The sequence below is a fragment of the Micromonospora luteifusca genome, assembly GCF_016907275.1.
GTDB classification, from domain to species: Bacteria; Actinomycetota; Actinomycetes; order Mycobacteriales; family Micromonosporaceae; genus Micromonospora; species Micromonospora luteifusca.
In genome coordinates this window covers 3,933,954-3,955,476 of record NZ_JAFBBP010000001.1, presented here as the reverse complement: position 1 = coordinate 3,955,476, position 21,523 = coordinate 3,933,954, and the positions used below count along the sequence as shown (strand labels likewise).

The following is a 21,523-nucleotide window of genomic DNA, read 5'->3' as shown; positions in this document are numbered from 1 at the left end:
TTTAGGCGGCTTCGACGATCATGGCGGCGCCGACCGTACGGTTGGTGGTCTCGTCGATGATGACGAAGCCTCCCGTGGTGCGGTTGCGGCGATACTCGTCGGCGAGCAGCGGCACGGTGGTACGTAGCCGAACCCGGCCGATCTCGTTGAGCCGCAGCTCGTCGGCCGACTCGTCGCGGTGCAGCGAGTTGATGTCCAACCGATAGTGCAGCCCACGCACGATCGCCCGCGCCGACCGGGTGGTGTGCTTGATCGCGTACCGGCCGCCGACCCTGAGCGGGGCCGTCTCGTCCATCCAGCAGACCATCGCCTCGATGTCCTGGGCCACCGCCGGTGCGTTGTTCGGCCGGCAGATCAGGTCACCCCGCGAAATGTCGATCTCGTCGGCCAGTCGTACCGTCACCGACATCGGCGGGAACGCCTCCGCAACCGGCCCGTCCGCGGTCTCCACGGCGGCGATCCGGCTGGTGAAGCCGGACGGCAGCACCATCACCTCGTCACCCGGCTTGAGTACGCCGGAGGCGACCTGGCCGGCGTAGCCGCGGTAGTCGGTGACCGTGGTCGACTGCGGACGGATCACGTACTGCACCGGGAACCGCACGTCGACCAGGTTGCGGTCGCTCGCGATGTGCACCCGCTCCAGGTGGTGCAGCAGCGACGGGCCCTCGTACCAGGGCATGTTTTCCGATCGGGTGACGATGTTGTCGCCGCGCAACGCGGAGATCGGCACCACGGTCAGGTCCGGGACGTCGAGTTTCGCGGCAAACGCGGTGAACTCGTCGGCAATCCGTTCGTAGACCTCCTGCGACCAGTCCACCAGGTCCATCTTGTTGACACAGAGGACCAGGTGCGGCACCCGCAGCAGGGAGCAGAGGAACGCGTGCCGACGGGACTGCTCGACCAGGCCCTTGCGCGCATCCACCAGGATCAACGCCAGGTCGGCGGTGGACGCCCCGGTGACCATGTTGCGGGTGTACTGGATGTGCCCGGGGGTGTCGGCGATGATGAACTTGCGCCGCGGGGTGGCGAAGTACCGGTACGCCACGTCGATGGTGATGCCCTGCTCCCGCTCGGCCCGCAGACCGTCGGTGAGCAACGCCAGGTCGGTGTATTCGTCACCGCGGGCCGCGCTGACCGCCTCCACCGCGGCCAACTGGTCGGTGAAGAGCGACTTGGTGTCGTAGAGCAACCGACCGATCAGGGTCGACTTCCCGTCGTCCACACTGCCGGCGGTGGCGAAACGCAGCAGGTCCATGGCCCGGGCCTCCGGCCCGGCCCCGGTAACAGTCCGGGCCTGCGCATTCGCGGACGCCACGATCTCGGTGCTCATCAGAAGTAGCCCTCCCGCTTGCGGTCCTCCATGGCGGCCTCACTGACCCGGTCGTCACCACGGGTGGCGCCGCGCTCGGTGATCCGGGTGGCCGCCACCTCCTCGATGACCTTCTCCACGGTGTCCGCGTCGGAACGGACGGCCGCGGTGCAGGAGGCGTCGCCCACGGTGCGATAGCGCACCTGCGCCTTGAACCGCTCCTCACCCGCGCGGGGGCGGAAGAACTCGTTGACCGCGTAGAACATGCCGTCCCGTTCGATCACCTCGCGCTCGTGCGCGTAGTAGATCGAGGGCAGCGGGATGCGTTCCCGTGCGATGTAGTGCCAGACGTCCAGCTCGGTCCAGTTGGACAGCGGGAAAATCCGGATCGACTCGCCCGGGTGGTGCCGACCGTTGTACAGCGACCACAGCTCGGGCCGCTGGTTCTTCGGGTCCCACTGGCCGAACTCGTCGCGGAAGCTGAACATCCGCTCCTTCGCCCGGGCCTTCTCCTCGTCGCGGCGGGCGCCGCCGAACAGCGCGTCGAAGCGGTGCTTCTCGACCGCGTCCAGCAGCACCGGCGTCTGGATCCGGTTGCGCATGCCGTCGCCGGACTCCCGGACCAGGCCGTTGGCCAGCGCCTCCGGCACACTCGCCACCACGAGCTGCAACCCCAGCTCGGCGACCCGCTGGTCGCGGTATTCGAGGACCTCGGGGAAGTTGTGCCCGGTGTCGACGTGCATGACGGGGAAGGGGATGTTGGCCGGAGCGAACGCCTTCTGCGCCAGCCGCAGCATGACGATCGAGTCCTTGCCGCCGGAGAAGAGCAGCACCGGGCGTTCCATCTCGGCGACCACCTCGCGCATCACGAAGATGCTCTCCGCCTCCAAGGCGTCCAGGTGGGAGACCCGGTATGCCGCCGGGGTGGTCATGACACCGGCTCGATTCGCTCGCTCATCCGATTTCCAGACCTTTCCGGTCGGGCATGTCAAGAAAAGTGCGCTCAGGCTACCCGGAATGTCTCTGCAGCGCTGCAAGCAACCGGGTGGCGAGATCCTTGCGACAGACCAACAGGTCCGGCAGGCGTGGATCCGCCTCGTTGTATTTCAGCGCAGAACCATCGATCCGGGAAGCGTGCAGCCCGGTGGCCGTCGCCACAGCCACCGGGGCCGCCGAGTCCCACTCGTACTGCCCGCCGGCATGGATGTACGCGTCCACCTCGCCGGTGACCACGGCTGCGATCTTCGCCCCGGCCGAGCCCATCGGCACCAGATGCGCCCCGACGTCCTCGGCGAGGTCGGTCAGGAAGACGGGCGGCCGGCTCCGGCTCGCCGCCAGGCGGATCTTCCGCTCGCCGGCCGCCGCCGCCTCCACCGTCATCGGCGGGTACGCCGGCGGGTAGTCCGTGCCCAGCACCCGATGCTGCGCCGGCAGCCCTACCGCCCCGGCGACCAGCCCGTGCGGGCTCGGCGCGTTACGCGCCCAGAGCGCCACGTGCACCGCCCAGTCCGAGCGGCCCTCCTCGGAGAACTCCCGGGTGCCGTCCAACGGGTCGACGATCCACACGCGGTCCGAGGTCAACCGGGACACCGCGCCGGTGTTCACCTCGGCCGCCCAGGCCAACCGCGAGCCCTCATCCTCCTCGGAGAGCACCGCGTCACCCGGCCGCCACTTCGCCAACTCGGTGCGGATCAGGTCATGCGACACCTTGTCCCCGGCCGACTTCAGCGCGCCGGTGTCCGCGAAACCCATCTCCGTGCGCAGGTCGAGCAGCACCTGCCCGGCCCGGGATGCCAACCATCGGGCGAACGCGCCATCGATCATCGGAGGACTGGTCATCTGCCCGCTCCCGTCGCCTCGCCGCGACCCGTGACCGCACGGACCGATTCGCCGCGACCCGCGTCGCCGGTTGCGGCACGCCGAAAGGCGCAGACTACCGGCCCACCGTTTCCGATCCGGTACGCCTCGCCCGGTCAGCGACGCTGGGGAACCCCCGTGAGCCCCTCAACCTCCGTGGTAGAGGTTCTGCGTCGGCTCGACACCCTTGACGATCACCGACTCCACCACATCGGCCGCTCGGTCCACCAGGAAATCCAGTTCCTTACGCTCTGCCGCGCCGAAATCCGACAGCACGTAATCCGCCGGGTCCTGCCGCCCCGGCGGTCGGCCGACACCGAACCTGACCCGCGCGTAGTCCTTCGTGCCCAACGATTTCGACATCGACCGCAGGCCGTTGTGCCCACCCTCGCCGCCGCCGAACTTGACCCGTACCTGGCCGAAGCCGATGTCCAGCTCGTCGTGCACCGCGATCACCTGCGTCGTCGGCACCTTGTAGAACTGCGCCAACGCCGCCACCGGCCCGCCGGAGAGGTTCATGTAGGTCAGTGGCTTGACCAGCACCAGCTTCGGCCCACCAAACCCCAGCCGCGCCTCGCCGACCTCGGCCACCGCCCGCTTGTGTCGCCCGAAACGCGCACTCACCCGCCCGGCCAGCAGATCGGCCACCATGAACCCGACGTTGTGCCGGTTCCCGGCGTACTCCCGACCCGGGTTGCCCAGGCCGACCACCAGCCACGGCCCCGCCTCGTCCGTCACGACCCGTCCCTCCCGACGCCCATCCCACCGACTCCCGATACGCCGACAGGCGCCCCCGATCGTCCGGGAGCGCCTGTCGCAGAGTACGAACCGATCAGGCCTCGGTGCGCGCCTCGGTGGTCTCGTCGCCCTCGGTGGCGTCCGCGCCCTCGGAGCCCTCGGTGGTCTCGCCAACCTCGGCCTCGGCCTCCTCGGTGGCCACCTCGACCTCGGGCAGCGTCGCCTCGAGCTGCTCGGCGGTCGGAGCGGCGGTCACCGACGCGACGGTCAGCTCCGAGTCGACGGCCAGCTCGACGCCAGACGGCAGCTCGACGTCGCCGGCGGTCACCAGGGTGCCCGCCTCCAGGCCCTCGATCGACGCCTCGAGGTGGTCCGGAACCTTGGTGGCATCGGCCGTCACCGAGAGGGTGTCGTGGTCGTGCACGATCAGCGTGTCCTTCGCGGCCTCGCCGGTCAGCTGAACCGGGACCTCGACGGTGACCTTCTCGCCCCGACGAACCAGGATCAGGTCGACGTGCTCGAAGCTGTCCCGGATCGGGTCACGCTGGATCGCCTTCGGCAGCGCCAGCACCTGGGTGCCGTCGGTGATGTCGATCGCGAAGAGCTGGTTGGCACCGCCCTTACGGATCGCCGCGGCGAACTCCCGCGACGGCAGCGCGATGTGCTTGGGCTTCTCGCCGTGACCGTAAAGCACGGCGGGCACCTTGCCGGCCCGGCGGGTACGGCGGGCACCACCCTTGCCGAACTCGGTGCGGGGCTCGGCGCTGATCTTTACCTCGGACACGGGGAAACTCCTGATGCTTTTCGCTGCGGCGGCTTGTCGTCTGGCGGTGCTGGGGCGAGGGGCTCGCTGGGGCTCATGCGTCATGAACGACTGCCCGGAGCACCGCGTCGATGACGGCACCTCCGTGCGGCGCTATTCAGCGGCCCGCCGGGCACCCTCGCCGTGGCAACCGCACCAGTCTACCCGAGCTGTTTCCAGGGTTTCCGGCAGTCCCCGATCACGGCTCCAGACCGGTGCGTCGGTGGTGCTCCCACCAGCGCGCCGGCCCCGTTTCCCCAAGTGTGACAGCCCCGCCTCCATCGGCGTGCCAAGTGGCGAAAACGGGGCTCACCGCAGCGCGAGGCTCAGCTCAGGCCACCGAAGAGGGTGGTCACCGAGCCGTCGTCGAAGACCTCCCGGATCGCTCGCGCCAGCAGCGGCGCGATCGACAGCACGGTCAGCTTGTCCAACTGCTTCTCCGGTGGCAGCGGCAACGTGTTGGTCACCACGATCTCGCTGATCGAGCTGTTCTTCAACCGCTCGGTCGCCGGGTCCGACAGCAGGGCGTGGGTGGACGCGACCACGATCTCGGCCGCCCCCGACTCCTTGAGGATGTCCGCGGCCTTGGCGATCGTGCCGCCGGTGTCGATCATGTCGTCGACGATCAGGCAGACGCGGCCCTCCACCTCGCCGACAACCCGGTTCGCGACGACCTGGTTCGGCTTCATCGGGTCACGGGTCTTGTGGATGAACGCGAGTGGGCAGCCGCCCAGCCGGTCGGTCCACCGCTCGGCCACCCGCACCCGGCCCGAATCCGGTGCCACCACGGTCATCGGCCGGCCGGCGTACTTGTGCTCCACGTACTCGGCCAGGATGTCCATCGCGAAGAGGTGATCCACCGGGCCGTCGAAGAAGCCCTGGATCTGCGCGGTGTGCAGGTCGACGGTGAGGATGCGGTTCGCGCCGGCGGTCTTCAACAGGTCCGCCACCAGGCGGGCCGAGATCGGCTCCCGACCCCGGTGCTTCTTGTCCTGGCGCGCGTACGGGTAGAACGGCAGCACCACGGTGATCCGCTTGGCCGACCCCCGCTTCAGCGCGTCCACCATGATCAGGGTCTCCATGACCCAGGTGTTCACCCCGTGCGTGACGGACTGCACCACGAAGGCGTCCGAACCACGCACCGAGTCCTTGAAACGCACGAAGAGCTCGCCGTTGGCGAACTCGTACGCGTCGGCCGGGGTCGGCGCGACGCCGAGCACCTCGCCGATCTCCTTGGCCAACTCCGGAAAGCCACGTCCGGAAAAGAGCATCAGGCTTTTGCGGTTCTCCGCGACGATGCTGCCCATGGGCCCGTCTGCTCCCGTTATGTCGGCGGTACCCGACCCGGTGGTGGTGGGTCAGGGACTATTCGGTTGCAGTATCTCCCGCGCCGGATGCGCCGCCCACCGTCTCGGCAACCCCGTGCATTGCCTCACTGTCGCTTGCGGCGCCGGTCACTTCCGACGCACCCTCGGCACCGCGCAGCGCACGCTCGGCCGCCGCCGCGGAGACCGTCCCGGGTCGCTTGCGCGCCACCCAGCCCTCGATGTTGCGCTGCGGCGCACGAGTCACCCCGAGCGCGCCCGGCGGCACGTCCTGAGCGATCGCGCTGCCCGCCGCCACGTACGCCCCGGCGCCCACCTCGACCGGCGCGATCAGGCTCGTGTCGCAGCCGACGAACGCACCCTCGCCCACGACCGTCCGGTGCTTGTTCACCCCGTCGTAGTTCACGAAGATCGTCGCCGCGCCGATGTTGGCCTTCGCGCCGATCGTCGCGTCACCCACGTACGTCAGGTGCGGCACTTTCGCGCCCGGGCCGATCTCGGAGTTCTTCACCTCGACGAACGTGCCGACCTTGGACTTGTCGGCCAGTCGCGCGGCCGGCCGTAGGTACGCGTACGGCCCGACGCTGGCTCCCGCGCCGACCTCGGCGCCGACGGCGTGGCTGCGGACCACCGACGCGTCGGGGCCGACGATCGTGTCGATCAGCGTGACGTCCGGCCCGATCTGCGCGCCCGCACCGACCACCGTGCTGCCGCGCAGCTGGGTGTTCTGGTCGACCACGGCGTCGCGGTCCAGTGCCACCGTCACGTCGATCCAGGTGGTCATTGGGTCCAGCAGGCTCACCCCGGTGCGCATCCACGCCTCGTTGACCCGGTCGCGCAACAGCCGGCGCAGCGTCGCCAGCTCCACCCGGTCGTTGCAGCCCAACGTCTCGGTGTGGTCGACGGCGACGTGCACCGCCACCGGCTCGCCGGCGGAGCGGAGCAGCCCGAAGACGTCGGTCAGGTACTCCTCGCCCTGGTCGTTGTCGGTGGAGAGCTTGCTCAGCGCCTCGCGCAACCGCACCGCGTCGAACGCGTAGATGCCGGCGTTGATCTCACGGATCGCGCGCTGCGTGGCGTCGGCGTCGCGCTCCTCGACGATCTGCTCCAGCCGGCCGTCGGCGTCCCGGACGATCCGCCCGAGCCCGGTCGGGTCGGGCACCTCGGCAGCCAGCACGGTGGCCGCCGCGGCGGCCTCCTCGTGTGCGGTCACCAACGCGCCCACCGTCTCGGGTCGCAGCAGTGGCACGTCCCCGTTGATCACCACGACCGTGCCGGCGCCGTCCGGTACGGCCTCCAGCGCGATCCGCACGGCGTGCCCGGTGCCGAGCTGCTCGGCCTGGAGCACGGGCGTCGCGTCCGGGGCGACCTCGGTCAGGTGCCCCCGGACCTGGTCGGCACCATGCCCCACCACGACAACGGTGCGGTCCGCGGCCAGCGGCGCGGCGGCGCTCAGCACGTGACCGAGCAGCGTCCGACCGAGCAGCGGGTGCAGCACCTTGGGCAGTGTCGACTTCATCCGCTTGCCCTCACCGGCGGCGAGCACGACGACGGTACGGAGGTGGGGCTGGGGCACGACGTGGCTCCCGTCGGGACGGCGGACACTCTCGCGGCCATGCTAGCCGCGGCGCCTGGCACGATCCCCTCTTACCCCCACCCGACCCTAAAACGGACGTAGATGGGCAGCTCGGCCGCCAGGGTTCGAACCTGAAATACGGGTACCAAAGACCCGGGTGTTGCCAATTACACCACGGCCGATCAACGATGCGAGCACGTCGCATCAGGGGGGATGGGCATCCCGCGCTACACCTTAGCGCCCCGGCCGCCGGACGCCATCGTTCGTCCCGCCCCACCCCGATCGGGCCGCAGTCCGCGTACTCCCGCGCGCCGCCCTGAGCCGCGCCTACGCCGCCCTGGGCCACCCCAACCCATCCACCGACAATACTGTCCTGACCTGCGGATTTAAGCAGTTACGCGAGGGTAATTCGAAACTTCCCCGTGCGATCTACGGTGCCGTAAGTTACGGTGACGTAGGCGTAGCTTCGTGATCGTAATCGTCCCCCTGCGAGGTCCCATGTCCACTGCTCTGCTCGATCCCACCCCCGCTGGATCCGGCCCCAAACCACTCACCGACGGCAGCCAGTCCCCCGGCATCCTGGCCGCCCTCTGGGGTTTCGTGGTGATCCCCTTCGTCGCTCTGCTGATCGCCGTGCCGGTGGCATGGGGCGGCTGGCTGGGCTGGACCGACGTGGTCATCGGCCTGGTCTGGTACGTCGTCTCGGGACTCGGCATCACGGTCGGCTTCCACCGCTACTTCACGCACGGCTCGTTCAAGGCCAAGCGGTGGCTGCGGGTGACGCTGGCGGTGGCGGGTTCGCTGGCCGTGCAGGGCGAGATCATCCAGTGGGTCGCCGACCACCGGCGGCACCACGCCTTCTCCGACCTGGAGGGTGACCCGCACTCGCCGTGGCGCTTCGGCACCAGCTTCTGGGCCTTGACCAGGGGCCTGTTCCACGCCCACGTGGGCTGGCTGTTCCGCCGGGAACTGTCCAACCGGGAGCGTTTCGCACCCGACCTCATCGCCGACCGGGACATCAGCCGGGTCGATCGACTCTTCCCAGCGATAGTGGCCATCTCACTGCTCGGCCCGGCACTGATCGGCGGCCTGGTGTCCTGGTCCTGGCAGGGCGCGCTGACCGCGTTCTTCTGGGCGGGCCTGGTCCGGATCGGCCTGCTGCACCACGTCACCTGGGCGATCAACTCGGTCTGCCACGTCTACGGCGAGCGTCCGTTCGCGATGCGCCAGGGCGACCGCGCATCGAACTTCTGGCCGCTGGCGATCCTGTCGTTCGGCGAGAGCTGGCACAACCTGCACCACGCCGACCCCACCAGCGCCCGGCACGGTGTGCTGCGCGGCCAGGTGGACATCTCCGCCCGGGTGATCTGGTTGTTCGAGAAGGTCGGCGCGGCGACGCAGGTGCGCTGGCCGAAGCCCGAGCGACTCGCCGCCAAGCTGGTGAAGCCGGTCGCACCCCGGTAAACCGGGCGGTGCACCGGGAGGTCGCCTGGCAGGATGGCCGGATGATCGAGCCACGCGGGGGGACCGGACGGCTCGGCGCACGGGGGGCCGGGCCCGATCCGGGTACGGTCGGACGGCGTGGCAGGGCGGTCGAACCGCCCGCCAGTGAGGCGACGACGTGAACGGGCACAGCGGAGGCACCATTCCACGGCAGGGCGTCACCGAGCGCCAGCGAGGCGGCGACATGCCTGAGGTCACTGACGGTGACGGTGCCGGCGGCCGGCGGACGACGTCGCCGGCCTCGGCGCCCAAACCCAAACCCACCTCCCGGGTCCGCATGTCGGCGGCTCAGCGACGCGAGCAGTTGATCGCGACCGGGCGGCAGCTCTTCGCCGAGCGCGGTTTCGACGCCACCTCCATCGAGGAGGTTGCGGCCCGCGCCAAGGTCTCCAAGCCGGTGGTGTACGAGCACTTCGGCGGCAAGGAAGGGCTCTACGCGGTGGTGGTGGACCGGGAGGTCCGCGCCCTGCTGGACCGGATCACCACGGCGTTGACCGCCGGGCATCCACGGGAGCTGCTGGAGCAGGCGGCCCTGGCCCTGCTGGGCTACATCGAAGAGGAGACCAGCGGTTTCCGGGTGCTGGTCCGCGAGTCGCCGTTGATGTCCGGCACGGCCACCTTCAGCAGCGTGATGAACGACGTGGCGCACCAGGTCGAGCACATTCTGGGCGCCGAGTTCAAGAGCCGGGGGTACGACCCGAAGCTCGCCGAGCTGTACTCGCAGGCGCTGGTCGGCATGGTGGCACTGACCGGTCGCTGGTGGCTGGAGGTGCGCAAGCCGCGCAAGGAGACGGTGGCGGCGCACCTCGTCAACCTGGCGTGGAACGGGTTGTCGCACCTGGAGGCGAAGCCGACCTTGATCACCGCCCGACGTCGCTGACCGAGGGTCAGCGGCGGTGCACCTCGGCCACCGGATGTTTGCGGTGCTCCCGTTCCGCCTCGGCGTGTTCCGGTGGGCCGACCTTGTCGTAGAGGCCGGTGCCGAGCAGGATCAGGCCGAACAGCATCGACACGATCACGGTCGACATCGAGAAGTTGAGGAAGTTCGCGTCGGTCTGCAGCACGGACATCATCAGGATGCTGGTAACCAGGAACACCACCCCGGCGGTGAGGTTCATGTAGTGGCCGAGGTTGGTGCGCCGCGAAGCTCCGATGATCAGGACGATTCCGAAGACCACCGAGGCCAGCGAGAAGGCCAGGTTGGTGCGGAGCCCGAGGGCCCAGGTGCTGCTTCGGTCGAAGAGCGGGTTGCCGATCGTCTCGGCGATGCCCCAGACGCCAAAGATCAGGATGTAGACGCCGATCAGGCCGGAGAGGACCCGGTAGAGCGGCCGTGCCGGATGGTTAACCGGAAAGTGCGGCATACCCAGACCCCCTGAAGTGACCGTTTCAGGAGGATTGTCACCCAATACAGAACCATCTGTCCGAGGAACCACAAAGCCGGAAAGGGTCCGCCGAAGGCTGGACCGAGTCAGGTTTTCGCCGGAGCCCGAGCTGCGCAGGGATCAAGCCTGACCGCCCGGAGCAGCTCGGGCTCCGGCGAAAACCACCGCCGCAACCAAGGATCAGAGAACGAGACGAGCCTTCTGGAACGCCTCCGCCTCCTCGTCCGACCCGACCTTGCCGTACATGCCGGCCATGAGCAGCACCAGGGCGGCCGCCATCACGCCGATCACCGTAGTGATGCTGAAGTTGAAGAAGTTGGCGTCGGTCCGGATGAACGCGAGACCGGCCAGGCTGACCACCATCAGGGCGTACGCAAGCCACTGGTTGATCGCCACGTCGATGTTGCGGCCGAGCGCGGTGCCGATCAGCACGACGATCCCGAGCAGGACGGTGAGCAGCGAGAAGCCGAGGTTGGTGCCCTGACCGAGGACCTGGGTGTCGTCCTGGGCGAAGATCTCGTTGCCGGCGCTCGTGATGATGCCGAGCACACCGAAGACCACCAGGTACAGACCGGTCAGCCCGCCGATCGCCCGGTAGATCGGCCGCGCGGGGTGGTTGACGGGGGTGTGGGCCATGTCTGAGTCTCCAACGCCGTGGGGTGAGGTGTCGCCGACGATTGTCCCGCATGTGGCGGTGTGACGCCGCACACGGCCCCCGGGCTGGCGCGTCCGGCCCGGTCAGCTCTCGGGAAGCTCCTCGGCGAGCGTCATCCAGGTCTCCTCGATCCGCTCCCGCTCGGCGCGCAGATCCTTGAGCTGGGTGTCCAACTCGGCGACCCGGGCATAGTCGGTGGCGTCCGCCGCGAGCTGATCCAGCAGCGTCGTCTCGCGCTGGTCGAGCTTGCTGAGCTGCCGTTCCAGCCGGGTCAACTCCTTGCGTGCCTGGCGGACCTCGGCGGCGGACATGCCGCCTCCCGAGGAAGCAGCCGGCGCGGATCCCGACGTGACGGCCGCCCGCGAAAAGCCGGACCGCTCGGCAGTACGGGCGAGGTACTCATCCACACCGCCCGGCAGGTGCACCAGCCGGCCGTCGCCGAACATCCCGTACGCCGTGTCGGTGACCCGCTCGATCAGGTACCGGTCGTGGCTCGCCACGATGATCGTGCCGGGCCACGAGTCGAGCAGGTCCTCCAGCGCGGCGAGGGTGTCGGTGTCCAGGTCGTTGGTGGGCTCGTCGAAGAGCAGCACGTTGGGCTCGCCGGCGAGCAGCCGCAGCATCTGCAACCGGCGGCGTTCCCCACCGGAGAGGTCACTGACCGGGGTCCAGAGTCGGCGGTCGTCGAAGCCGAACACCTCGGCGAGCTGCGCGGCCGAGACCTCCCGGTCGCCGAGCTGCACCCGGCGGGCGACCTCCTCGACGGCTTCGAGCACTCGCAGGTGCCCGGGCAGCTCGGTGAGCTCCTGGGAGAGGAATGCGGGCCGCACGGTGGAGCCGGTGCCAAGGCGGCCACCGTCGGGGCGGGTGATGCCGGCCAGCATCCGCAGCAGCGTGGTCTTGCCGGCGCCGTTGGCACCGAGGATGGCGATCCGGTCGCCGGGGCCGACCAGCCAGGTGACGTCGCGCAGGATCTCCTTGGGGCCGGCGTGCAGCTCGACGTTCTCCAGGTCGTACACCTGCTTGCCGAGCCGTGAGGTGGCCATGCGCTGCAGGGACATGGTGTCGCGCGCCGGCGGCACGTCGGCGATCAACGCGTTCGCGGCGTCGATGCGGAACTGGGGCTTGGAGGTCCGGGCGGGCGGGCCACGGCGCAGCCAGGCGATCTCCTTGCGGAGCAGGTTCTGCCGGCGGGCCTCGGTGGCGGCGGCGACGCGTTCGCGCTCGGCACGGGCGAGGGTCCAGGCGGCGAACCCACCCTCGTAGGCGCGGACGGTCTGGTCGGCGACCTCCCAGGTGTTGGTGCAGACCGCGTCCAGGAACCACCGGTCGTGGGTGACCACGACCAGGGCACCCTTGCGGCCGACCAGGTGCCGGGCCAACCAGTCGACACCGCCGACGTCGAGGTGGTTGGTGGGCTCGTCGAGGATGAGCAGGTCGGAGTCGCGGACGAGCAGCGCGGCGAGCGCCACCCTCCGCCGTTCGCCACCGGACATCGGGCCGACCGGCTGGTCGAGGCCGAGGTGCGGCATACCGAGGCCGTCGAGGATGGCACGCACCCCGGCGTCGCCGGCCCACTCGTGCTCGGCGCCCATGCCCTCGGCGAGCCAGGCGGTCCCGAGCACCACGTCCCGGACGGTGGCGTCGGGGGCGAGCGTGAGCTGCTGCGGCAGCCAGAGCACGCGCAGGTCGCGGCGGTGGGTCACCCGGCCGTCGTCGGGGTCCTCCTGCTTGGTGAGCAGCCGCAGCAGGGTGGACTTGCCGGCACCGTTGAGGCCGACCACGCCGATCCGGTCGGCGTCGTCCAGGCCGAGCGAGACGTCCGTGAGCAGCCGCCCGGCGGCGCCGTACCCCTTGGACACCCGGTCCAGATTGACGATGTTCGCCACGTTCCACCCTTCATGATCAAAGCGTCCCGGTGCCGGCGGGCACCTGGACGCCTGACCCAAGGGTACGCGGACGACATGGATGCCCGCGCCGCGCGCCCGCGGGCCCGGTGGGACGCGCCGTCAGCCGACGCGAGCGCCGGCGACCGGACCATGAGCGATCCGGGCTTCCCGGCACACGCCCGCAGCCGTCAACTCGGCGGCGATCCGCTCCGCGTCTGCCCCATCGGCGGCGAGGAACACGCAGGTCGGCCCGGAGCCGGAGACGATGCCGGTAAGCGCGCCGGCCGCCTCCCCGGCCTTGAGCGTGTCGGCCAGTGCCGGGCGCATGGCCAGCGCGGCGTCCTGGAGGTCGTTGCCGAGCGTCCGGGCGAGCACCCGGGGGTCACGCTGGCGCAACGCACCCAGCAGGGCGTCAGTGCTGCCCAGCGGGGCACCAGCGGTCCCGGCGTCGCGGAGCCGATCCAACTCGCGGTACGCGGCCGGGGTGCTGAGGCCGCCGTCGGCGATCGCCACCACCCAGTGCCAGGAGGTGGGGCGGGCCAGCACGGGACTGATCGCCTCGCCCCGGCCGGTGCCCAGCGCAGTGCCGCCGTAGATCAGGAAGGGCACGTCGGAGCCGAGGTCCGCGGCGATCCCGGCCAACTCGTCGCGGGACAGCCCGGTGCCCCAGAGCGCGTCGCAGGCCACCAGCGTGGCGGCCGCGTCGGCGCTACCGCCGGCCAGCCCACCGGCGAGGGGGATCTGCTTTCGCAGGTGCAGTCGGGCGTGTGGCAGCACGCCCGCGTACCCGGCGAGGGCGTGCGCGGCACGGATCACCAGGTTGGTGTCGTCCAACGCCAGCTCGCCAGTGCCCTCGCCCTCCATGGTCAGGGCGAGAGTGTCGCCCCGGCGGGCCGTCAGCTCGTCGTAGATCGAGATGGCGTGGTAGACCGTGTTCAGCTCGTGGTAGCCGTCACGGCGCAGCGGGCCCACCCCGAGGTGCAGATTGACCTTCGCGGGCACCCGGACCTTCACCGGACCGATGGCCCCGCGTCGCTCGTCCTCGCCGTCCGGTCGCCAGGCCTCGGTCACGGGGTGATCTCCCGTACGCGCAGACGAATGTCGAACGGCTCGGTCAAGATCATCTCCTCAGGCACGGCGTCAGCCTACTTCGCGGCCCGCGTACCGACCGGAGCCGACGCGGCGATGGCGGTGAACTGCTCGACGGTCAGTGCCTCCCCCCGGGCACCGGGGTCGACGCCGGCCGCGGTGAGGGCGGCGGCGGCCCGGTCCGGGCCGCCGGCCCAGCCGGCCAACGCGGCCCGCAACGTCTTGCGCCGCTGCGCGAACGCCGCGTCGACCACCGCGAAGACCTCTTCCCGGGGTACGTCGGCTCGGGGTGGTTCACGACAGGTGAAGGCGACCAGGCCGGAGTCGACGTTGGGGACCGGCCAGAACACGTTCGGGGGCACCCGACCGGCGCCCCGGGCCTGGGCGTACCAGGCGAGCTTGACCGACGGGATGCCGTACACCTTCGAGCCGGGACCGGCGACGAGCCGGTCGGCGACCTCCTTCTGCACCATCACCAGGCCGTGCCGCAGGGTGGGCAGCACGGCGAGCAGGTGCAGCACCACGGGCACGGCCACGTTGTAGGGCAGGTTCGCCACCAGCGCGGTCGGCGGCGGGTCCGCCAGCTCGGCGGCGTCGATGCGCAGCGCGTCGGCGCGGTGCACGGTGAGCCGACCGGCGTCGGCCCCGGCGTGCCGCGCGGCGGTCTCCGGCAGTGCCCCGGCGAGCACCGGGTCGATCTCCACGGCGTGGACGTGCCCGGCGACGGGCAGCAGCCCCAGGGTCAGCGAGCCGAGCCCCGGCCCGACCTCCAGGGCCACGTCGTCGGGGGTCAGGCCGGCGGCGTTGACGATCCGGCGCACGGTGTTCGGGTCGTGCACGAAGTTCTGGCCCAGCTTCTTGGTGGGCGCGACGCCCAGCCGGGCGGCGAGTTCCCGGATCTCCGCCGGGCCGAGGAGACCGGTCATGCCTGGCAGCGTAACGGCGACGTCGGGGCCGACCGTCGAGCCGGGCTCACCACGGGCCGAAGGCCCGGTCGCCGTTGGCCGAGATGGCCGCGCACAGCTCGTCCAGGTCGCTGCCGGTGGTCGCGGCCAGCGCGCGGACGGTGACCGGAATCAGGTACGAGGCGTTCGGCCGGCCACGATGCGGCGTCGGAGTGAGGTACGGGGCGTCGGTCTCCACCAGGATCTGGTCCATCGGGGTGAGCGCGGCGGCCTCGCGCAACGCGGTGGCGCTGCCAAAGGTGACGGTGCCGGCGAAGCTGAGCAGGTAGCCACGGCGGACGCACTCGCGGGCGAAGTCCGCGTCACCGGAGAAGCAGTGCAGCACCACCCGCTCGGGAGCGCCCTCGTCGTCGAGGACCCGCAGCACGTCGGAGTGCGCGTCCCGGTCGTGGATGACCAGCGTCTTGCCGTACCGCTTCGCGATGGCGATGTGGGAACGGAAACTCTCCTCCTGCGCGGCACGCCCCTCGTCGCCGGTCCGGAAGAAGTCCATCCCGGTCTCGCCGATCCCCCGGACCCGGTCGCGGGCGGCGAGTGACTCGATCTCCCGCAGCGCCTCGTCGAGGTCGTCCAGCCGGGGCGCCTCGTTCGGGTGCAGCGCCACGGTGGCCAGCACCGCGGGGTACCGGTCGGCGATGTCCGCGCCCCACTGGGAGGAGGCGACGTCCACCCCCACCTGGACCAGGCGGTCCACGCCGACCTTGGTGGCCAACGTGATCGCCACGGCAACCGGGTCATCGGTCGGCCCGCCGGGCACACCGGCCTCGCTGACCGTGATGTCCAGGTGGGTGTGGCTGTCCAGCACCGGCCGGGGCAGCGGCTCGGGGGCGGGCGGAAACTCTCCGGCCCGCCGGGCGGCACGCTCTCGACGGGATTCAGTCGGCTCGCTCATCAGCGACAGCATCACACACCGGGCCTGTCCATCTGCCCGCCACCCGACGTTCACCCCGGCTACGTCGCGCGACTCTACCGTCCCCAGTGCGCGCCACCGGGCCGACGCAGCAGCGAGACGGTCCCCATCTCACCGAGCAGAGGGAGGTGACGGCATGAGCGTCACCCCCCAGGTCGGCGACGCCGCCGGCGAACGGACCGGGCTGCACGTGGCGTTCGGAGGCGGCGTCTACCCGGCCGAGGAGATTGCCCGAGGCGCCGCGTACGAGCTGTTCAGCGCCGACGAGGTGGCCGGATTCGAGTGGGCACCCCGACCGGGCACCGCCCTGCCGTGGCGGCGCTTCGTGCACGTCACCGAGGTGACCGCGGTGCACGGGGCGCCGGAGCCGGCCGACGAGCCGGAGACGCCGCTGATGATGCCGGCGCACCGCGAGCGGGGTTGGGCGTACCTGCACCAACTCAGCCAACAGCCGGCTGCGGCGGGGGATCCGACGCTGACGGCGGCACGCGCGTCGGCCGTGGTCCGGCGGGGCACCCGGATGATGAAGGTGCTCTCTGCCCGGCAGCTCGCCGGGTACGTACGGGGCTGGCTGCCGCACGGATTCTGCTACCGCGAGCATGACGTGGCGCATCTGCGTACGCCGTCGACGACGACGGTGCTGCGCACCGACGGTGAGGTCGGCCGGGACAACTCGGATGTGGCGTACGCGTTGCGCTGGCGGGCGTCCGACCCGGGCGACTACGACGTGCCGGTGGGCGAGGCACACCGCGGCCTGACCGCGCTGGCATCCCGGGACCGGCTCGGCGCGCCGGTGCTGGGCACGGGCTTCGTGCCGAGCAACGGTCAGCTCATCCCGGAGTTCATCACCCGGGACTTCGCCGATCTGCCGATGCCCGCGAACGCCGCCCTGATCGCCTACCCGGCGGAGGGGGTGGAGGTGGTGCTCTACACCTACCAGGCCGAGCAGCGCGGGTGGCTGCGGATGGTGGGCCCGCAGTGGCGGCACCTGCTGGCCGCGGTGCCGGACATCTCCCCGGACCAGGAGTACGTGCCGAACTCGGACGCGGCCCGCTCCACTCAACTGGTCGGCATGTACGGCGACAGCGAGTACGAGGCGGTGGCCGACCTGCCGGGCGGGTTCCGGGTGCTGGCGATGACCCGGGCGGCCCGTTATCCGGTGGATGCGGTGGCCCGCCGGCTCCGGTTCGCCCAGTGGCGGGGCGTGCCGTGCCTGGTGCTGCGGGAGGAGGCCGGTTGGCTGCGGATGCGTCTGCGCTACCCGAACCCGGACGCGGTGGTCACGACCGGGGCGCAGTGCCACGAACGTGGCGTCTACGAGGCCTGGGCGCCGGGCGCCGAGGTGACCGACGACCAGGTGATGGACACCCGGTACGCGATGTGACGTCGCGCGGCGGCAGGGCAGCCCTGCCGCCGCGCGCGTCGTGCGTTCAGTCGGCCAGCCGGGCCAGCTCCTCGTCGACGATCGACGGGTCGAGCTTGCGGAACACCGGCTTCGGCACGGCCAACGGTCGGCCCGCCTCCAGCGCCACCGACTCCCAACGCGCGCCGACGGTGTAGTCGCCGGTGAGAATCGGGTACGCCGGACCGCCGTCCAGGTCGTCGACCTGCTCGATGACCGGCATCGGCGCGTGCACGCCGGTGCCACCGAGCAGGTCGTGCACCTGCTGCGCGGAGTGCGGCAGGAACGGGGTGAGCAGCGTGTTGGCGTCGCTGATCACCTGGAGGGCGACGTGCAGGATGGTGCCCATCCGAGGCTTGTCCGCCTCGTCCTTGAGCTTCCACGGCGCCTGCTCGGAGAGGTACCTGTTGGCCTCGGCGACGACCTTCATGGCCTCGCCGATGGCCTGCTTCTGCCGGTGCCGGCCGATCAGGTCGCCGACCGTGCCGAAGCCGGCGCGGGCGGTCGCGAGCAGCGCCTCGTCGGCCTCGGTGAGCCCGGCCGGGTCGACCGGCGGGATCACCCCGAAGTTCTTCGCCGCCATCGAGACGGACCGGTTGACCAGGTTGCCCCAGCCGGCGACCAGTTCGTCGTTGTTGCGGCGGAGGAACTCGGCCCAGGTGAAGTCGGTGTCGTTGCTCTCCGGACCGGCGGCGGCGATGAAGTAGCGCAGCGCGTCGGCGTCGTAGCGCTCCAGGAAGTCGCGAACGTAGATGACCACCTTGCGGGAGGAGGAGAACTTGCGTCCCTCCATGGTCAGGTATTCGCTGGAGACCACCTCGGTGGGCAGGTTGAGCCGACCCAGCTCGCCCGGCTGACCGTCGCGGGAGCCCTCGCCGGAGTAGCCGGAGAGCAACGCCGGCCAGATCACCGAGTGGAAGACGATGTTGTCCTTGCCCATGAAGTAGTAGGACTGGCTGTCCTTACCGGCCCCGTCCGTGGACCACCACTTCCGCCAGGCCTCCGGGTCGCCGGAGCGGCGAGCCCACTCGATCGAGGCGGACAGGTAGCCGATCACCGCGTCGAACCAGACGTAGATCCGCTTGTCCGGTCGGTCGCGCCAGCCGTCCAGCGGGATCGGCACGCCCCACTCCAGGTCACGGGTGATCGCCCGGGGCTGGAGGTCGTCGAGCAGGTTGCGGGAGAACCGCAGCACGTTGGGCCGCCACCCGTCCCGGGTGTCCAGCCATTGCCGCAGCACCTCGGCCAGGGCGGGCAGGTCCAGGAAGAAGTGCTCGGTCTCGACGAACTTCGGGGTCTCCCCGTTGATCCGCGACTTCGGGTCGATCAGGTCGATCGGGTCGAGCTGGTTGCCGCAGTTGTCGCACTGGTCGCCGCGGGCACTGTCGTACCCACAGATCGGGCAGGTGCCCTCGATGTAACGGTCGGGCAGGGTGCGCCCGGTGGACGGGGAGATGGCGCCCATGGTGGTCTTCGGCACGATGTAACCGTTGCGGTACATCCCCTCGAAGAGTTCCTGCACCACCGCGTAGTGGTTGCGGGTGGTGGTGCGGGTGAACAGGTCGTAGGAGAGACCGAGGCCGTGCAGGTCCTCGACGATCACCCTGTTGTACCGGTCGGCCAGCTCGCGCGGGGTCACCCCGTCGGCGTCGGCCTGCACCTGGATCGGGGTGCCGTGCTCGTCGGTGCCGGAGACCATGAGCACGTCGTGACCGGCCATCCGCATGTACCGGGCGAAGACGTCGGAGGGAACGCCGAAACCGGAGACGTGGCCGATGTGGCGTGGGCCGTTGGCGTACGGCCAGGCCACCGCCGCGAGAACGTGACTCATGAGCAGCAAGCCTAGTGACCCGTCCGGGGCGACCGCGAACCAATGGGGGGTGCCGGGCAGGCGGACCGGTCCGACCACCCCGCCCATTGGTCCGATTTGTCGTCGACACGCGGCTCAGCTGCCCGTTCCGCCTCCCCGGCCGGTGTGCAATGAACCTCGTGACTGGCAGACGAGCGGCACGGGCACAGCGACCGAGTCCGACCCCACGGCCGAGCCCCACCCCACGGCCGAGCCCTGACGCACTGCCGAGCCCCGACGCACTGCCGAGCAACAACCCCGGACCGGACGCCGATCGGCCGGAGGAAGAGCCGGCCGCGGCATCGGGACGGGCTGCCGGCTCCGCACCCGCCGCCGCGCGGCCCAGCGGGGAGGCCGTCGAGGTGGAGCCGACCACCGGGGCGCCGGTGGACGCGGTGCCGAGCCGGGTGCCCGTCCGACAGCAGAGCCGCCGACACCGGGGTCGTCGGCCCGGCGGTGACACGCCGGACGACGACAGCGCCTTCTGGGCACCGATCGAGCAGGTGCACTGGGACGGCACCCCGGTCCGGGAGGACCCGACGCCGGAGCGGGACCGCAGCTTCCGTTGGCCGGGGCGCCGGAAGCCGAGCCGCACGGCCCCACCGCCGGATCCGCTGCCCGGGCTCGCCGCGCTGGTGCTGCTGAGTCTGGTCGCGGCCTTCTTCGCCTGGGTCAGCGCCGGCCCGTTCTGGCTTGCGATCGGACATGCCCGGGTGGGCACGGTGGTGATCGACGACTGCACCGGCGGCGGGCTCACCCAGCGGTGCCGGGGGATCTTCACGGCGGAGGACGGGCGGTTCATCGCACACGGTGTGAAGGTCAGCGGCGTGCCCGCCGGTCGGGACGCGGCCGGTACACCGCTGACGGCCCGGATGACCGGCCCGGACAGCGGTACCGCGTACGCGGACGCGGGGGTGGGCCGGCACCTGCGCTGGTTGCCCGGCCTGCTGGTGGTGCTGGGCTGCGCCGCCGGCATCGTCCGGTGGACCGGTTCGGCCCGGCTGCCCGGCCGCCGGCACCGCCGTTGGGCGGTAGCCGCCGCCATCGCCGGCCCGGTGCTGATCACCGTCGGCTTCCTGGCCGCCGCCTGGTGAACCCGCCGGCCGACGGGCGCGGGCCCTGGCTGCCCGCCATGTCGATGTGCTGGTGAGCGGTATACCTCAGAGGTATGAATATGACTCTGAGGTATACCGCTCACTACCGCATCCGCCCTCACGGAGGTGACCGACGGTCACCGCCGGCCGCCGGCTACGCCCACCACCCCAAGCAGGGTTAGGAATTACTCGTCTGGGAGCGCCGGTCAGCTGTGCACGATCGTGTAGACGTCCCGGCGGCGCAGCGCGTACTCGGTGGCGACGTCGGTGATGGCGTCCCGGCGCGACCGGCCGGCGGCCTCCCGCTCGGCGACCGCCGCGCGGAGGGTCTCGTCGTCGGGGCGTTCCGGGGCGGTCACCGGTGCGCCGGCCACGACGAGGGTGATCTCTCCGCGCGGGTCTCCCTCGGCGGCCCACCGGGCCAGCTCGCCGAGCGGGCGGCGGAGTACCTCCTCGTAGGTCTTGGTGAGCTCGCGGCAGAGCGCGGCCGGCCGGTCCGCGCCGAACGTGTCGGCCAGGTCGGTGAGCGCCGCACCGATCCGGTGCGGGGCCTCGAAGAAGACCAGGGTTCGTTCCTCGGCGGCGAGCGCGCGCAGCCGGGATCGGCGGCCGCCAGGGGTACGGGGCAGGAAGCCCTCGAAACAGAACCTGTCGCAGGGCAGCCCGGAGACGGCAAGTGCGGTGGTGACCGCACTCGGCCCGGGCGCGACGGTGATCGGCGCCCCGACCTCCAACGCGGCCCGGACCAGCCGGTAACCGGGGTCGGAGACGCTCGGCATCCCGCCGTCGGTGACCAACGCCACCACGTACCCGCCGAGGATGACCTCGACCAGCTCGGGTGTACGCCGCTCCTCGTTGCCCTCGAAGTAGGACACGATCCGACCGCCGACGGTGATGTCGAGATCGCGGGCCAGCCGGGTGAGCCGGCGAGTGTCCTCGGCCGCGACCACGTCGGCACTGATCAGCACCTCTCGGAATCGGGCCGAGGCGTCGGCGGGGTTGCCGAGCGGGGCACCGAGCAGGATCAGGCGCCCAACTTCGGACATTTCACCCACGAATTCGTCTCCTTCATCGACAGTTGGTACCGGTATCAGGGACGACGGACGCCACCGGGCACCTTGGCAGCCTACGATCGCCGGGTGACGAGTGCGTCGACAGCGCAGAGCCCGAGCGCC

Annotated in this window: 19 protein-coding genes and 1 tRNA gene; 4 read left to right on the top strand and 16 right to left on the bottom strand. The window is 70.8% G+C overall.

The window, feature by feature from the left end:
• Position 1: 1 nt before the first annotated feature.
• The 8 genes from JOD64_RS18020 to JOD64_RS17985 all read right to left on the bottom strand — a co-directional run bounded on the left by JOD64_RS18020 (position 2) and on the right by JOD64_RS17985 (position 7,789).
• Positions 2 to 1,330, bottom strand: a complete 1,329-nt coding sequence (locus JOD64_RS18020; protein ID WP_372434158.1) for a sulfate adenylyltransferase subunit 1 — start codon at positions 1,328 to 1,330, stop codon at positions 2 to 4.
• Positions 1,330 to 2,241, bottom strand: coding sequence for a sulfate adenylyltransferase subunit CysD (gene cysD / locus JOD64_RS18015; RefSeq protein ID WP_204943282.1), 912 nt, complete (start codon positions 2,239 to 2,241; stop codon positions 1,330 to 1,332). Before cysD ends, JOD64_RS18020 begins: the two co-directional genes overlap by 1 nt.
• A gap of 76 nt (positions 2,242 to 2,317) precedes the next feature.
• Positions 2,318 to 3,148 carry an inositol monophosphatase family protein gene (locus JOD64_RS18010; protein ID WP_204943281.1) on the bottom strand — a complete coding sequence of 277 codons (831 nt, stop codon included), beginning with the start codon at positions 3,146 to 3,148 and terminating at the stop codon, positions 2,318 to 2,320.
• A gap of 165 nt (positions 3,149 to 3,313) precedes the next feature.
• On the bottom strand, positions 3,314 to 3,904 hold the full coding sequence (gene pth / locus JOD64_RS18005; RefSeq protein WP_204943280.1) for an aminoacyl-tRNA hydrolase: 591 nt from the start codon (positions 3,902 to 3,904) through the stop codon (positions 3,314 to 3,316).
• Positions 3,905 to 3,998: 94 nt separating this feature from the next.
• Positions 3,999 to 4,688, bottom strand: coding sequence for a 50S ribosomal protein L25/general stress protein Ctc (locus JOD64_RS18000; RefSeq protein WP_204943279.1), 690 nt, complete (start codon positions 4,686 to 4,688; stop codon positions 3,999 to 4,001).
• Positions 4,689 to 5,032: 344 nt separating this feature from the next.
• Positions 5,033 to 6,013, bottom strand: a complete 981-nt coding sequence (locus tag JOD64_RS17995) for a ribose-phosphate diphosphokinase (protein WP_091394633.1) — start codon at positions 6,011 to 6,013, stop codon at positions 5,033 to 5,035.
• 58 nt (positions 6,014 to 6,071) lie between these two features.
• Entirely contained in the window at positions 6,072 to 7,607 is a 1,536-nt protein-coding gene (gene glmU, locus JOD64_RS17990; RefSeq protein ID WP_204943278.1) for a bifunctional UDP-N-acetylglucosamine diphosphorylase/glucosamine-1-phosphate N-acetyltransferase GlmU, read from the bottom strand.
• Between the two features lie 110 nt (positions 7,608 to 7,717).
• A tRNA-Gln gene (locus tag JOD64_RS17985) sits at positions 7,718 to 7,789 on the bottom strand.
• A gap of 316 nt (positions 7,790 to 8,105) precedes the next feature.
• Between JOD64_RS17985 and JOD64_RS17980 the strand changes: the two genes are divergently transcribed.
• Both JOD64_RS17980 and JOD64_RS17975 read left to right on the top strand, forming a co-directional pair.
• Positions 8,106 to 9,071 carry an acyl-CoA desaturase gene (locus JOD64_RS17980; protein WP_204943277.1) on the top strand — a complete coding sequence of 322 codons (966 nt, stop codon included), beginning with the start codon at positions 8,106 to 8,108 and terminating at the stop codon, positions 9,069 to 9,071.
• Positions 9,072 to 9,294: 223 nt separating this feature from the next.
• Entirely contained in the window at positions 9,295 to 9,990 is a 696-nt protein-coding gene (locus JOD64_RS17975) for a TetR/AcrR family transcriptional regulator (RefSeq protein ID WP_204943276.1), read from the top strand.
• 7 nt (positions 9,991 to 9,997) lie between these two features.
• Here JOD64_RS17975 and JOD64_RS17970 read toward each other — a convergent pair whose 3' ends face one another.
• The 6 genes from JOD64_RS17970 to JOD64_RS17945 all read right to left on the bottom strand — a co-directional run bounded on the left by JOD64_RS17970 (position 9,998) and on the right by JOD64_RS17945 (position 15,997).
• Positions 9,998 to 10,474: a DUF4383 domain-containing protein gene (locus JOD64_RS17970; protein ID WP_204943275.1), complete on the bottom strand. Its 477-nt coding sequence runs from the start codon at positions 10,472 to 10,474 to the stop codon at positions 9,998 to 10,000.
• A 201-nt stretch (positions 10,475 to 10,675) separates the two neighbouring features.
• A complete protein-coding gene (locus tag JOD64_RS17965; protein ID WP_204943274.1) occupies positions 10,676 to 11,131 on the bottom strand; it encodes a DUF4383 domain-containing protein in 456 nt (151 codons plus the stop codon).
• A gap of 102 nt (positions 11,132 to 11,233) precedes the next feature.
• Positions 11,234 to 13,039 carry an ABC-F family ATP-binding cassette domain-containing protein gene (locus JOD64_RS17960; RefSeq protein ID WP_204943273.1) on the bottom strand — a complete coding sequence of 602 codons (1,806 nt, stop codon included), beginning with the start codon at positions 13,037 to 13,039 and terminating at the stop codon, positions 11,234 to 11,236.
• Between the two features lie 120 nt (positions 13,040 to 13,159).
• Positions 13,160 to 14,110, bottom strand: coding sequence for a 4-(cytidine 5'-diphospho)-2-C-methyl-D-erythritol kinase (locus JOD64_RS17955; RefSeq protein WP_204943272.1), 951 nt, complete (start codon positions 14,108 to 14,110; stop codon positions 13,160 to 13,162).
• 74 nt (positions 14,111 to 14,184) lie between these two features.
• Positions 14,185 to 15,054, bottom strand: coding sequence for a 16S rRNA (adenine(1518)-N(6)/adenine(1519)-N(6))-dimethyltransferase RsmA (gene rsmA, locus JOD64_RS17950; protein WP_204943271.1), 870 nt, complete (start codon positions 15,052 to 15,054; stop codon positions 14,185 to 14,187).
• Between the two features lie 46 nt (positions 15,055 to 15,100).
• Positions 15,101 to 15,997 carry a TatD family hydrolase gene (locus tag JOD64_RS17945; protein WP_204943270.1) on the bottom strand — a complete coding sequence of 299 codons (897 nt, stop codon included), beginning with the start codon at positions 15,995 to 15,997 and terminating at the stop codon, positions 15,101 to 15,103.
• A 142-nt stretch (positions 15,998 to 16,139) separates the two neighbouring features.
• Between JOD64_RS17945 and JOD64_RS17940 the strand changes: the two genes are divergently transcribed.
• Positions 16,140 to 17,387, top strand: coding sequence for a hypothetical protein (locus JOD64_RS17940; RefSeq protein WP_204943269.1), 1,248 nt, complete (start codon positions 16,140 to 16,142; stop codon positions 17,385 to 17,387).
• Positions 17,388 to 17,433: 46 nt separating this feature from the next.
• On the opposite strand, the gene metG is transcribed toward JOD64_RS17940, so the two are convergent.
• Positions 17,434 to 19,236 (bottom strand): methionine--tRNA ligase, encoded by a 1,803-nt coding sequence (metG, locus tag JOD64_RS17935; RefSeq protein WP_204943268.1) that lies wholly within the window; start codon positions 19,234 to 19,236, stop codon positions 17,434 to 17,436.
• Positions 19,237 to 19,616: 380 nt separating this feature from the next.
• Here metG and JOD64_RS17930 point away from each other — a divergent pair, with 380 nt between their 5' ends.
• Complete coding sequence (locus JOD64_RS17930; protein ID WP_307813472.1) at positions 19,617 to 20,348, top strand: hypothetical protein; 732 nt, start codon at positions 19,617 to 19,619, stop codon at positions 20,346 to 20,348.
• Positions 20,349 to 20,554: 206 nt separating this feature from the next.
• Here JOD64_RS17930 and rsmI read toward each other — a convergent pair whose 3' ends face one another.
• On the bottom strand, positions 20,555 to 21,394 hold the full coding sequence (gene rsmI, locus JOD64_RS17925) for a 16S rRNA (cytidine(1402)-2'-O)-methyltransferase (RefSeq protein ID WP_239561310.1): 840 nt from the start codon (positions 21,392 to 21,394) through the stop codon (positions 20,555 to 20,557).
• Positions 21,395 to 21,523: the final 129 nt, after the last annotated feature.